Genomic DNA, 12,879 nt, shown 5'->3' on the forward strand with positions numbered 1-12,879 from the left:
GGCAAGCATGAGCGCGGCGCCGGTATCAGGCCAGACGGGCGTGGAGGACATCCTTGGCCGGCTGGCGAGACTGGCACCGGCGAGCACGGCCCTGATCGTCGACGGGTTGGAGTACCCGTTCGGGCAGCTCGCCGAGGCGTCCGAGCGGGTCTCCAAGCAGCTGACCCCGGGCACCAGGGTGCTGGTGCGGTTGGGCAACAACGCGGCCTCGGTCGTCGCGATCCACGCGGCGTGGCGCGCGGGGTGTTCTGTCGTCGCCGCAAGCACGATGGTGCCGGAGTCCGAAGTGCGGCGGCGGCTGGCCGAGACGTCGGCGGCCGCACTGGTGACGCCGGCCACCTGCGGTGGTCTGGATGTCGACTTCGCCGACACCGAGGTTCGTGACGGCGCACCGGTCGGCGAGGCGGTGGTCATGTTCACGTCGGGCACCACCGGCACGCCGAAGGGCGCGTCGTTGACGTTCTCCGCCTTGCGCGGATCGGTGGCGGGGATCGCTACGGGCAATGGGCTCGACGGTGACGGCCGCCCCCCGCGACAGCCTGCACGTGGACCGCGCATCGTACTGGTACCAATCGCTCACATGGGCGGCTTCCTTGGCATGCTCACCGCATGGTGGCTTGGTAAACCGGCGCTGCTCGTCGAAAAGTTTTCGCCCGAGCGGGTATTCGACCTGGTCGAGCGGTATCGCCTCGGTGTGCTGGGCCTGACGCCAGCGATGGTGTGGGAGCTGGCTGCGTCCGACGGTGCGAGCGGGCTGCCTGGAGTGGACTACGTGATCGTCGGTACCGCAGCGATTCCCGAAGCGACGCGTCGTGCATTCGAACAGAAATACGGCGTACCCGTGCTGCGTAATTACGGGCAGACCGAGTTCGCCGGGGCGATTGCCTTCGAGCGGCCCGCCGACGTCGCCGCGGGTAAGCGCCCCGACGGCACCGTAGGCCGGGTCGCACCCGGAGTAGAGGTCGCGATCCTCGGCCCCGACGGCGCACCGGTGCCGGTCGGTGAGGTCGGCGAGATATCGGCGCGCGCCGCATCGGCCATGTCGGGTTATCTGAGTGCCGACGGTCAACCCGCTGATCCCGGAAACTGGTTGCGCACCGGCGATCTCGGAACCATCGATGACGATGGATTCCTGTTCGTCGTCGGTCGGGTACGCGACATGGTGGTGTGCGGAGGCTTCAACGTTTATCCCGCCCAGGTGGAGGCGGCGCTCAACGATCTGGCCCAGATCGCAGATTCCGCGGTTGCCGGTGTTCCCGACGAGAGGCTGGGCGAGGTTCCGGTCGCAGCTGTCGTGCTGCAGCCCGGCGCAACCGCTGACGCTGAGACGATCCGGCGGGCGCTGCGCGCCGTGCTTGCCGCATATGAGTTGCCCCGTCGCATCGCATTCGTCGACGCGATCCCGCGCCTTGATTCGGGCAAGGTCAACCGCGAAGAGGTCGCACGACTCGTGGAAAGCCGGCGGCAATGACGGTATCTGACACGGTAGCTCTGACCGATCTGGACGACAACGAATTTCGCGATCGCTTACGGCGATGGTTCATGGCGAACCCGGCTCCTGAGCTCGCTGCCTGCGCGTCGGTCGGCGACGACCGCGACGCGGACTATCTAGCGGCCCAGCGGCTCTGGCAAAAGCGGCTTGCGGGAGCCGGCCTGGCTTGTATCGCATGGCCGACCGCATATGGCGGCCAGGACGCGACCCCGATGCAGCAGTTGATTTTTCACGAGGAACACCAACGCGCGGGCGGGCGTGGCGGCGAACCGTTCTTCGTCGGGATCGGCCACGCCGGCCCCACGATCATCTCCGAAGGCACTGAGGAGCAACGCCGCCGCTGGCTGCCCGGCATCCTCACGGGCGATCTGATTTTCGCTCAATGCTTCTCCGAACCCGGCGCCGGGTCTGACCTCGCGGCCATCACGACCAGGGGTGTCGTCGACGACGACCATGTGGTAGTAACCGGACAGAAGATCTGGAACTCCCGCGCCCACAATGCCGATATGTGTGAACTGCTGGTGCGTACTGATGCCTCGAATCGGTACGGCGGGCTGACGTATCTCATCGCCGACATGCGCACACCGGGAATCACCGTGCGTCCGATCACAGCGATCACCGGCAGACCCGAATTCTGCGCGGTGTTCTTCGACGGCGCGCGCATCCCGCTGGAGAACGTCCTCGGAAAAATCGGCGCGGGATGGAAGGTGGCGACCACCACGCTGCTGTTCGAGCGCAGCACGGCATTCGCGGCCACCGTCATCGGATTGCAGCGGATCGTGGCGCAGCTGGCCGAAACCCATGCGGACAATCCTGCCCTGATGGATCGCCTACAGGAGCTCGCCGACGACGTGTTCGCCGTGCGGGCGCTGCTGTACAAGACCGTCTCCGAGCAACAACAGGGCGGCGAGCCCGGCCCTGCCAGCAGCGCGCTGAAGTTGGTCGCCACCGAGCTGAACCACAGGATCCGCAAATTCGGTGTGCTGGCGAATCTCGACGAGGTCGAGCAGTATTTCGAATCGTTCGGATTGCGGATCGGCGGCGGGACATCCGAGGTGCAACGCAACATCCTTGCCGAGCGCGTACTCGGCTTGCCGAAAGAGGCCCGGCGGTAACGAGTCTGGACTCCCGGGCGGTGGACAAGCTAGCTCGACGACGCACAGATCACGAAGTGGACCGGTCAGCTGTTCGTCCATTTGGGTGGCCGCTTCTCGGCGAAGGCTACCGCGCCCTCTTTGGCGTCGTTTGACGCGAAAACAGGTCCAATGATTTCGAATTGGCGGCGCCATACCTCATCGGCCGGCCATTCGCGCGACTCGATCATCACCCGCTTGGTCGCCGCGACGGCGAGCGGCCCGTTGGCGGTGATCTCCTCGGCCAGCGCGATCGCTCCGCCCAGGGCGCCACCCGGTCCGGTCAGCACGTTGACCATCCCCAACTCGTGCGCGCGGCGCGCCGGGAGGTTAGCGCCGGTCAGCGCCAGTTGCATGGCGATCGCCGCCGGTATCCGCTGCGGCAACCGGATCAATCCCCCGCCGCCCGCCACCAGGCCGCGCTTCACCTCGGGAATGCCGAAGGTGGCGTCATCGGCCGCGACGATCAGATCGGTGGCCAATGCCACTTCGGTGCCACCGGCGAGGGCGTAACCTTCGACCGCGGCGATCAGCGGCTTCACCGGAGGCCGTTCCGTGAAGCCGAGACCCCGGCCTTCTACCGCGACATTTTCTCCCCGCGCGAATGCCTTGAGATCCATTCCCGCACAGAACGATCCGCCAGCTCCCGTGACGATGCCAACCGACAATGCCGGATCGTCGTCCAGCCGGTCGGTAGCCGCGGCGAGGCCCTGGCTCACCGCGGCGTCTATCGCGTTCTTCGCCTGCGGCCGATTGATCGTGATAATGAGGATGCGGTGGCGTTGCTCGACGAGGACTGGGTTGTTGGCGTCTGAAGTCACGGCTAACAGCATAATAGTATCACTGATTGTGACAGGCGGCGGCCTCGTGGCAATGCACCTGGGGACAACCCGATTGCCGCCCCCCGGCATAATCCACCGACATGCCTCCTATACGCGTATGGTCAGTGCGTGGCCAAGCGACTGAACGCCGTCGAGCGCGCACCGCTCACGCGGGAGCTGATCGCCTCCGTCGCGGCGGACCTCATCCGAACCGAGGGGATCGACGCGCTCACGATGCGCACGGTCGCCGCGAAGCTCGGCGTGTCGGCAATGGCCCTCTACCACCACGTGGATGACAAGGACGAAATCGTGCGGCTGGTCGGCGATCAGATCCTCGCCAAGATCAAACTCCCGGACCCGGACACCGGCGACTGGCGTCGGCTGCTCGTGGACACGACCATCGACACTCACGAGGCGCTGCGCAGCGTGCCAGGCATGACAACAGTTCTGCTGACGCGCAAGATGCTTCCCAACGCGCGGCGAATCGTGTCGTTCTGCCTGAGGCAGTTCGAACGTGCCGGCCTGAGTAGGGCGGAAGCGAATGTCGCCTATGCCGGATTGCATCAGCTCAGCGTGGGCCGGCTCCTGATCGAGACGAGTCCGAACTTCGAGGTGCACTCGGCGCTGGCCGACGATACGGAACTCGCCGCCTACATGAAAGCGCTACACGACCGATCGTCGTTCGAGCAGGCGGTGTCGGCACTGCTCGACCACTATGACCACAAACGGCGGTCATGATATACACGTAAACTATACGGCGTAAGAGCCCATCATCGACGAGGAGACCGATGCCCGCCTTCGATGAAGTGGACTACGGACTGCCCGAGGGAATCCTCGTGCAGGCCGACGGCCCGATCCGGCTGGTGACCCTCAACCGTCCTGACGACCTCAACGGCGCCAACCGTCCCATGCATCAGGCGCTCGCGAAGGTGTGGGGTCGTCTCGATCGGGATGCCGGTGTGCGCGCGGTCGTTCTCACGGGTGCCGGGCAGGCGTTCAGTGCGGGAGGCGACTTCGGCTACATGCAGGAAAACATCGCCGACGAGGCGATGCGCGCGCAGACCATGGCCGAGGGCAGGGCCATCATCGAGGGCATGGTGCGCTGCCGCCTGCCGGTGGTGGCGGCCGTGAACGGGCCCGCGGTAGGCCTCGGGTGCAGCCTCGCCGTCCTCTCGGACATCGTGCTCATCGCCGAGGGCGCCTTCCTCGCCGATCCGCATCTGCGTATGGGCCTCGTCCCCGGGGACGGGGGCATGTCGTGGCCGACTCTCATCGGCTTGTCGCGGGCGAAAGAGTACCTGTTTCTCGGGGGCCGTATCCCCGCGGACGAGGCAGTCCGGCTCGGCTTGGCGAGCCGCACGGTAGCGGCGCAGTCCCTGCTGGACGAAGCGCTCACTCTCGCAACGAAACTGGCGAGCATGCCGCCGGCCGCGCTCAGGCAGACGAAACGGGCGCTGAACTCCTATCTGGAGGTCCAGCTCGAGCACGCGTTCGCGCGCGGGCTGGACGGCGAACTGGTGAGCATGGGCTCCGACGAACACCGGGATGCGGTTGTGCGCGCCCGAAACAAGGCCGCTGGCCGGAGCCGCTGAGACCGCGGCCGGCAGCTCAGGCCCGCTCGGAGCGCAGGACGCGCCGCATGATCTTGCCGGTCGCCGTTTTCGGTATCTCGTCGAGGATCGCAACGCTGCGTGGGTACTTGTAGGCGGCCATGCGCTGTCGGCAGAACTCGATCAATGCGTCGGCGTCTACGATGTGGCCCTCGCGCAAGGAAACGAATGCCTTGACCGTCTCGCCTCGATAGGGATCGGGGTGACCGACGACAGCGGCTTCCCGTACCGCCTCGTGCGTGTACAACACGTCCTCGACCTCTCGCGGCCAGACCTTGTATCCGCTGGCCACGATCATGTCCTTCTTGCGGTCCACCAAATAGAACCAGCCCGCGTCGTCGACGTAGCCGACGTCGCCCGTCAACAGTCGCCCGTTATGGAAGGCCGCTGCGGTCTGGTCCGGCTGGTTCCAGTAACCCGGCACGACCTGCGGTCCCGAGACAGCAAGTTCGCCGATCTGCCCGGGCGGCAGCTGCTGACCTTCGTCATCGAGCACGGCGACGTCGACACCCGGCAGCGGCTTGCCGACCGATAGTGCCCCTGTCTGAGGATCGACCGGTGCATCGTCGCCCATGGGCACAGCGAGCACCGGGCAGGTCGTCTCCGTCATCCCGTAGACGTTGTGGATGTAGGTGCCGAATCGGTCCTGGAAGCGCTCCAGTACACCGACAGCCACGGGCGCCCCGCCGGAGGCGATTGTGGTCAGGCTAGCCAGATCCGGCCGTGTAGCGTCGGACTCCGCGAGGGCGATGAATGCCGTGAGCGCGCCAACCGTGAAGGTAGGCCGGTGACGGCGCACCGCGTCCAGCACGACGTCGGGGCGAAATCGGTTGCACAACACCAGCACACCGCCCGCGGCGATCGCGGTCGCGATGTGTCCGGTCAGCCCCGTCACGTGGAACAACGGGGCGATTCCGAGTACGGTGTCGCCGTCGGCGAGCGCAAACCATTCCCGGTAACTCCGGCCACCCGTGACGATGTTGCCGTGCGTGTTCGTAGCACCCTTGGGCTTTCCCGTCGTACCGGAGGTGTACGTGATGACGGCGACGTCACCGCTCACCGGGGCCCGTTTGTCGGGACGTCGACCCCAGTGCTCGGCGATGAGCGCGTGCAAGCCGTCGCTTGGGTTCTGCCAGTCGAGCGCGTTCGTGGTGATCACTCGCTCGACCGGCCCTCCGCCGAGGGCATCCGCAAGCTCTCGTGTGTACAACTCGTCGAGCGCGATCAGCACCCGGGGCGTGGCATCGTCGGCGAGCTTCACGACCTCGCCTGGTGTGAGCATCGGGTTGATCGGCACCGCCGAGCCGCCGAGTTTCCAGATGGCCAGCAGCGCAATGACGTACTGAGGCACGTTCTGCAGGTACAGCGCCGCGCGGTCGCCGGAACCGAAACCGCCGGCGGCAAGCGCGACGGCCAGACCGTCACTGGCGCTGTCGACTTCGCCGTAGGTGAGCACCGTGTCGAAATGCGCCAGTGCAGGGCGGTGCGGCGCATCGGCGGCCCAGCGCCGGAAGGTGTCGAGCAGCGTGGGTTCGTTGTACACCCTCGATGCCTAGTTGGTGCCCTCGGTCAGCTTGATACCGTTCTCGCGCAGGAAATTACGCTTCTTCGTGTCATCAAGGCCGTCGACCTTGTTGTAGAAGTCGGCTGGCTCGCGCAGTCCTTCTGCGTGCGGCCAGTCCGACCCCATCAGCAGGGTCTCGTCAGTCCCGAGCTTTTCAATCATCGCCACGGTGTCGTCCTCGGGGTAGGGCACCACCCGAACATGCTTCTTGAAGATCGCGCTGGGCCGCTCCTTGAGCTGACCGCCGAGCCACCGGCCGTTGCGCGCCATTCCACGACTCTTGTCCATGTGGCGGATGAAGTGCGGAACCCACTCGGCGCCAAACTCGCTGACGAGCACCTTGATGTTGGGGTAGCGACCGAAGATGTTGTCGAAGATGAGCGCGGAGATCGTGTCGGTGATCGGCCGCTCCCCGTAGGTGTTCTGCCATTGCCACGCCGAGAACTGGAACGGGGGAACCAGGCCCCAACCCCAGTCGGAGGCGATGTTGTCCTGGTAGTAGAACTCGGCGATGTGGTAGCACACCACCGCTTTGGCCTCGTTGATTCGCGCCCAGAACGGGTCGAAGTACGGATCACCCGGTGAGCGTCCGTATGCCGGCCCGGCTGGCAGCACCACGAAGCGTGCACCCGCGTCAAGAACTCGGTCGAGTTCCTCGCACGCGCGGTCCAGATTGCGCATCGACATGAGAGCGGGGGCATAGATCCGATTCTTGAAGTTGAAGCCCCAGTCCTCGTTGATCCACTTGTTGAAGGATTCGATGTTGTCATAGAGCGGATCGACGCCGCGCAGGTACTGCTCGGCCATCAGCGCCCAACCGCCGGGGTACATGATCGCCCGTTCGATTTGCTGTTCGTTGAGTTGCGCCAGCCGCGCCTCCCGATCCAGGTACTCCGGCTGCATGGGCTCGTAGAAGCGGTCGGCCTCGGCCGCGTTGCCGGCGGCGCGCTGCTTGAGCATCTCGACGAGCGACCCCGGCACATAAGCCTCGTCCAGATCGTTCTCGAGCGCGGTGACGATCTGATCGTTGGCCAGCAGCACTTTGCGTCCCGACGGCGCGATGATCGGCCGAACAGCGGTGTCCAACTTGTCCTTCGGCATGAAGCGGGTGAAGCAGTCCTCCGCTTCGTAGGAGTGCTGATCGAAGTCGGTCAGTTGGTAAGGCAGTTCGCCGACCGTGTTCTCGATGAGTGCCATGGCGGACGTCCTTTCATCGCGCGATGCGTTTGAACGCTATCTACTATACATGTATACCTGACGGCGTAAAGTCGACCTGCCCTCATCTCTGTTCGTCAGTGTCCGGTAAACCACGGGGGACGGCGCTCCAGGAACGCCGCCTTGCCCTCTTGCGCGTCGGCACTGGGCCCGACCCACAAGACGGCCTGCTGAGCGTCACCAAGCGAGGTCTGCAGTGTGTTCTCCAGTGCCCGCCGCATCATGAACTTGACCGCCCGCACGGCCAGCGGCGCCGCGGAGGCGAATTGGCGGGCGAGTTCCATCGTCCTCGGCCATAGCCGCTCGTCGTCGACGACTTCCGTCGCCAACCCGAGCCGCTGTGCCTCACCGGCGTCATAGATCTCCGAGAGCGCGACCATGCGAAATGCGTTGTCGTATCCCATTGCCCGCGGGAAGAGCCACGCCCCGCCCTCGTCCGGAAGCAACCCGGCGCGCGCGCTGGTGTCGCCCATCCGCGCGCTGGCGGCGACGATCCTGAGGTCGCACGCGAGGGCAAAGGCGAGCCCGCCGTTGACCGCGACGCCGTTCACCGCGCAGATCACCGGCTTGTCGAGGTGGTTCAGCGCGGTGATGACCGCGTGAGCGTCCTCGCGCAGCTCACGTGCCCGCCCGATCTGGTGCGCGAGCACGTCGGCGAAGCCGGCATCGGGAGATACGTCGCCGCCCGTGCAGAAGCCTCGGCCCTTACCTGTCAACACCAGGACGCGGATGTCGTCGTCGAGCCGAACACGCCGAATGGCTTCCAGGAGTTCGGCGCACATCTGCGGCGTGTACGCGCCGAGCCGGTCAGGGCGATCGATCGTCACGACGGCGATGCCGTTTTCGGGTGTCGAGAACTCGGTGTGCCGCACGGAGGTACTCATAGGCGCGCCGCCGGTGGCAGGGACCTTGATACGAGCAGCTGTCGCCCGATGTCCTTCATCGAGTCGGCCCAGCCGCCGTACATGGCGTCGAGGATGCGACTTCGTTTGACATAGCCGGACAGCGCGTGCTCCGTGGTCAGACCGATGGCACCGCAGACCTGAAGACATGCGCGGCTCGCGGTGTCGACCGCATAGCCGGCGTAGGCCTTGGCGGTGCGCGCATCCAGACTGCTGCCGGTACGCCACGCCAGCGCACTCAACTCGGCGGCGCCCCGCACCAGTGCGTAGCTCTCGGCCAACCGATGTCGCGGGCTCTGGTTCGCGCCGATAGGGCGTCCGAACTGCACCCGCGTAGTGATTTGATCGGCCGCGAGGCGCAACATCGCCGAGCCGTTGCCGACAAGTTCCGACGACAGCGCGCGCTCCGCCGCCGCGGCGATCGACACATAATCGACGTCCACCGTGGGTGCCGCGTCGCGCCGGACGCGCAGCCGGACTCGCTGGAGATTCGCGTCGGGATCGAACCCCGCCACCGGCGTAACGGCGGACTCGTGTACGGAGAGGTCGACGACGAAGGCGGTATCGTGCGTCGCCACGACGGTCGGTCCGGAGACGTCGGCGAGGAGCACTCCGTCGATCTCGATCCCCTCGTCGATGAGGCAAGCCGAGGTGCGGGAGTTAAACGGGTGCAGAACAGGGATTCTCGTTCCGTTGTGCTCTGCGAACGCGACCGTGTTCAGGATCGCCGATGCCCGCCCCACCATGCCCTGCTCCGTGAACAGCAGGTCGAGTGCCGCGGCCGGGTCGTCGGCGACGACGTCGCCCCAGCCCAGCTCTTCGAGTCCCGTGACGATGTCGCCGTCACCGGAATCGAAGAGGACTCGGATGGAGCCCCTGAGGAGCTCCGCCGTCTCAGCGTCCACGTTCGTTTTCCTTCGGCAGCTTGAGGATCCGATCGGCGATGATGCCGTACTGCACCTCGCGGGCGCCGCCGTAGATCGAGGCGGCCCGCGAGTACCACCAGCGGTCCCGCCACGCCGCCGACGCGCCGTCGTCACCGATCAGGACGTCCGCCCCCAGCAGTGACATCGCGGCGTCGAGCACATCTTGCTCGGCTGTCGACAGGAGCAGCTTGTCGAGGCTGGTCTCGGGGCCCACCGTCTCGCCTGCCGCGAGTCGGCCCAATGTGCTTGCCGTGCGGGCACGCAACACCGCGAGGTTCAAGTACGCCCGGCCGATGACCGCGGCGCGACGCGAGTCCGGCGCGCCTTCTTCGTGGCCGAGGGAGTGCACGAGCTGTTGAAGATAGGAGGTCGCGATCGCCATCCGCATCCACGCGTATGTTCCGCGCTCGTACTGCAGCAGATCCATGGCGACCGCCCACCCGGCGCCGTCAACGCCGATCACCCGGTCCGGCTCGACGAGGACGTCGGTGAAGAAGATTTCGGCAAGCTCTTCCCGGCCGCTGGCCAGCGCGATGGGTCGGCGGTCGACACCGGGTGAGTCGAGATCGACCAGCAGCATCACCAGGCCGCGGTGGCGATCGGTCACCGCGCCGCTGCGCGCCAGCAGGACGATGCGATCAGCAAAAGCACCATATGACGTCCAGATCTTCTGTCCGTTGACGACGTAGCAGCCGTCGTCCCTGGCGACGGCTTTGGTGCGCAGGGCCGCGAGGTCGCTGCCCGCCTCGGGCTCGGAAAAGCCCTGGGACCACAGCTCGTCACCGCGTAGCGCTGCGGGAAGTCGCGCCGCTGCTAACCGCGGCGCGTGGTTCACGACCGCCGGCCCGACCACTTCCAACACGAGCAGGTGTTCCGGAATCGGGTAACCAGCCAGAGCCAGTCGTTCCAGAACCTGGCACCGGACCAGCGGCGAACCGCCAATGCCGCCAACCGCTTCGGGCCAGCCCCATCGACTCCAGCCCCCGTCGTAGAGCCACTTCATCATGCGCCGCGACTGCTCGAGCGCTTGGGCCATACCGGCTGCGGGCTCCCGTAGCGGAGCCAACTCGTCGGCGGCCGCGAGCAAAGCGCCGTCGAATTCGTCGAGAATGCGCTCGGAATCGGGTCCCGCCGCGGGAACGGCGATCTCGCTGGTATTCACAGCCACGGCTTCCAACTATACATGTAAAGGGAGGGCGACCCAAGCAATCCGGCGTGATGCATCGCCCCGCGCACCCGCCGCATATGGTTATATTATTTTAATGGAAGCAATTGCGCAGGTGCCCTCTGCCGCTAAGGTGTCGCTGCTGCTCGAGCGGGTGGCGCTCGAGGTGACGGACGGACGACTTCCCAGCGCACAAGTGGCGGTCGGACATAATGGCGAACTCGTCGCGTTCGAGACGTTCGGCGACGCCGAACCGACCACTCGCTACCGGCTGCAGTCGGCGAGCCGACCATTCGTGGCCGGCGCGCTCTGGAAGGTCATCGACGAATATGGCGTCGACATCGGCACACCGGTGTCGACATGGATACCAGGCTTCTGCGACGAAATAACGCTGCGAGACATCGCAACTCACCGGGCAGGTCTCGCCTATGCACCGTTGGGCGCCAAGCGGATGGCGACGCGGGCATCGCGCCTCGAGGCCATGGCACGGTGGCAGCCCGATCCCGAAACCCGCGGACACCTGCAGTTCGCGCTGACGTCGTCGGGTTGGGTGATCTGGGAGGTCATCGAGTCGCTTACTGGGCTGCCACTGCCGGAGTATCTGGACAAGCACATTGTGGGACCGCTCGGACTGACAGCCCAGCTCGCGGTGCCGATCGAAGAGCAGGGCGACGTGGCGCCCATGGTTCTGCTCGATGATCCGTCCGAAGAACTGGACCCGTGGGGTCCGTGGTACCTCGACCCCGCCGAAGTGCTGGCCAGGGGCGAGCCATCGCACAGCGTGGTCGCCACCGCAGCCGACGTCGCCATGCACTACCAAGGCATGCTGCACTCCGACGTGTGGACGCGAGCGGCCGTCGCCGAGGGTTGCCGCGCACACGTCACCGAACCGGTGCACGGTCCAATCGAGCACGGAGGGACCGACTATCCGGTGTCGATCGGGCTGTTCGTCACGGTCCGCGGTGAGTCATGGCAGAACGGGTGGATGCCCGCCACGGGCTCACCGGCGACGTTCGGACACGGCGGTGCGCCCTTGCAGCAATCCTTCTGCGATCCCACCACCGGCCTCAGCTTCGCCTTTCTGACCAACGGGTATCCCGCGTCGGGGTACGCCTTGAACCGTTGGGGCAAGAATCTCTCCGCTGTTGTGCTGGATCTGGCCGGCGACATCGCCTGACGGCGCTCCGGCGGCTACTACCGACTTTGCAGTCACACGTTCGGTCGGACTCGGGTCACACCTTGGTCGCGCCCATGTCGACGGTGAGCTGAGTTCCGGTGACCGCGCGTGAGAGCTCGGACGCCAGATAGACGACCGCGTCGGAGATGTCGTCCGGTTCGGCCAAGAGAAGGCCGGGCAGCGCACTGGCGTAGGACATCCCGTAGTTGGGGTGCGCGGACAACAGTTCACCCATGTGAGTGTCCTCGGTCGCCATCACTGTGGAAACTCCCCAGGGATGGATGGAATTGACCCGGATTCCGTACTCGCCCAACTCAATTGCGGCCGACTTCGTCAACCCCACGACTCCGTGTTTGGCTGCGCTGTAGTGAGCTTGTCCAGGAAGGGATTTCAACCCAGCCACGGAGCTGATGGTGATGATCGACCCGCCGTTGCCCGCGGCCAGCATATGCGGAACCGCTGCCTTCAAGGTGCGCCAGACGCCGGTGAGATTGACGTCGATCATGGACTTCCACTGCTCGTCGGACATCTCCCAGAAGCGGCCCCAACTCACGACGCCCGCATTCGCCACGACCACGTCCAACCGCCCACCGAATTCCGCAACGCCCTGCCCCAACACCTGCCCGAGCGCCTCCGAGTCCCGGACGTCAGCGGTCCCGGCGACGATGCGCCCGCCGTTCTTCTCGACGAGCTTGATTGTCTCCTTGAGATCCGCTGCCGTTGCAGGTGGATATCCCTCGTGCTGTGACACCCGGTCGGCGACGTCGACGGCGATGATCGCCGCACCCTCCTGAGCGAGTCGCTGAGCGTGGCTGCGTCCCTGCCCGCGCGCAGCGCCGGTGATGAAGGCCACCTTGCCGTCGAGTAATCCCAT

General features: G+C 65.9%; 12 protein-coding genes. 5 read left to right on the forward strand and 7 right to left on the reverse strand.

Features of this window, described 5'->3' with window-relative positions:
• The first annotated feature begins 7 nt into the window (after positions 1-7).
• Positions 8-1,471: a class I adenylate-forming enzyme family protein gene (locus A9X04_RS23890; protein WP_067925925.1), complete on the forward strand. Its 1,464-nt coding sequence runs from the start codon at positions 8-10 to the stop codon at positions 1,469-1,471.
• The gene (locus tag A9X04_RS23895; protein WP_067925927.1) at positions 1,468-2,607 is read left to right on the forward strand and encodes an acyl-CoA dehydrogenase family protein; all 1,140 of its coding nucleotides are present in this window, start codon (positions 1,468-1,470) and stop codon (positions 2,605-2,607) included. Before A9X04_RS23890 ends, A9X04_RS23895 begins: the two co-directional genes overlap by 4 nt.
• A 65-nt stretch (positions 2,608-2,672) precedes the next feature.
• Here the strand turns inward: A9X04_RS23895 and A9X04_RS23900 are convergent, their stop codons facing one another.
• Positions 2,673-3,458 carry a crotonase/enoyl-CoA hydratase family protein gene (locus tag A9X04_RS23900; protein WP_067925930.1) on the reverse strand — a complete coding sequence of 262 codons (786 nt, stop codon included), beginning with the start codon at positions 3,456-3,458 and terminating at the stop codon, positions 2,673-2,675.
• A gap of 117 nt (positions 3,459-3,575) precedes the next feature.
• Here A9X04_RS23900 and A9X04_RS23905 point away from each other — a divergent pair, with 117 nt between their 5' ends.
• Entirely contained in the window at positions 3,576-4,184 is a 609-nt protein-coding gene (locus A9X04_RS23905; protein ID WP_067925933.1) for a TetR/AcrR family transcriptional regulator, read from the forward strand.
• A 50-nt stretch (positions 4,185-4,234) separates the two neighbouring features.
• The gene (locus A9X04_RS23910; protein ID WP_067925939.1) at positions 4,235-5,038 is read left to right on the forward strand and encodes an enoyl-CoA hydratase/isomerase family protein; all 804 of its coding nucleotides are present in this window, start codon (positions 4,235-4,237) and stop codon (positions 5,036-5,038) included.
• 16 nt (positions 5,039-5,054) lie between these two features.
• Here the strand turns inward: A9X04_RS23910 and A9X04_RS23915 are convergent, their stop codons facing one another.
• The 5 genes from A9X04_RS23915 to A9X04_RS23935 all read right to left on the reverse strand — a co-directional run bounded on the left by A9X04_RS23915 (position 5,055) and on the right by A9X04_RS23935 (position 10,831).
• Positions 5,055-6,599, reverse strand: a complete 1,545-nt coding sequence (locus tag A9X04_RS23915) for a class I adenylate-forming enzyme family protein (RefSeq protein ID WP_067925942.1) — start codon at positions 6,597-6,599, stop codon at positions 5,055-5,057.
• Between the two features lie 9 nt (positions 6,600-6,608).
• Complete coding sequence (locus A9X04_RS23920; RefSeq protein ID WP_067925945.1) at positions 6,609-7,817, reverse strand: amidohydrolase family protein; 1,209 nt, start codon at positions 7,815-7,817, stop codon at positions 6,609-6,611.
• Between the two features lie 95 nt (positions 7,818-7,912).
• Complete coding sequence (locus tag A9X04_RS23925; RefSeq protein ID WP_067925948.1) at positions 7,913-8,719, reverse strand: enoyl-CoA hydratase/isomerase family protein; 807 nt, start codon at positions 8,717-8,719, stop codon at positions 7,913-7,915.
• Complete coding sequence (locus tag A9X04_RS23930; protein ID WP_067925951.1) at positions 8,716-9,642, reverse strand: acyl-CoA dehydrogenase family protein; 927 nt, start codon at positions 9,640-9,642, stop codon at positions 8,716-8,718. The genes A9X04_RS23925 and A9X04_RS23930 overlap by 4 nt, the downstream gene beginning before the upstream one ends.
• Complete coding sequence (locus tag A9X04_RS23935) at positions 9,632-10,831, reverse strand: acyl-CoA dehydrogenase family protein (RefSeq protein ID WP_231984266.1); 1,200 nt, start codon at positions 10,829-10,831, stop codon at positions 9,632-9,634. Before A9X04_RS23935 ends, A9X04_RS23930 begins: the two co-directional genes overlap by 11 nt.
• A gap of 94 nt (positions 10,832-10,925) precedes the next feature.
• Between A9X04_RS23935 and A9X04_RS23940 the strand changes: the two genes are divergently transcribed.
• Complete coding sequence (locus A9X04_RS23940; RefSeq protein WP_067925954.1) at positions 10,926-12,005, forward strand: serine hydrolase; 1,080 nt, start codon at positions 10,926-10,928, stop codon at positions 12,003-12,005.
• A 55-nt stretch (positions 12,006-12,060) separates the two neighbouring features.
• Here the strand turns inward: A9X04_RS23940 and A9X04_RS23945 are convergent, their stop codons facing one another.
• Positions 12,061-12,879, reverse strand: a complete 819-nt coding sequence (locus tag A9X04_RS23945) for a mycofactocin-coupled SDR family oxidoreductase (RefSeq protein WP_067925960.1) — start codon at positions 12,877-12,879, stop codon at positions 12,061-12,063.

Origin of the sequence: Mycobacterium sp. E3247 (assembly GCF_001667785.1) — a bacterium.
In the GTDB taxonomy this organism is placed as follows: Bacteria; Actinomycetota; Actinomycetes; order Mycobacteriales; family Mycobacteriaceae; genus Mycobacterium.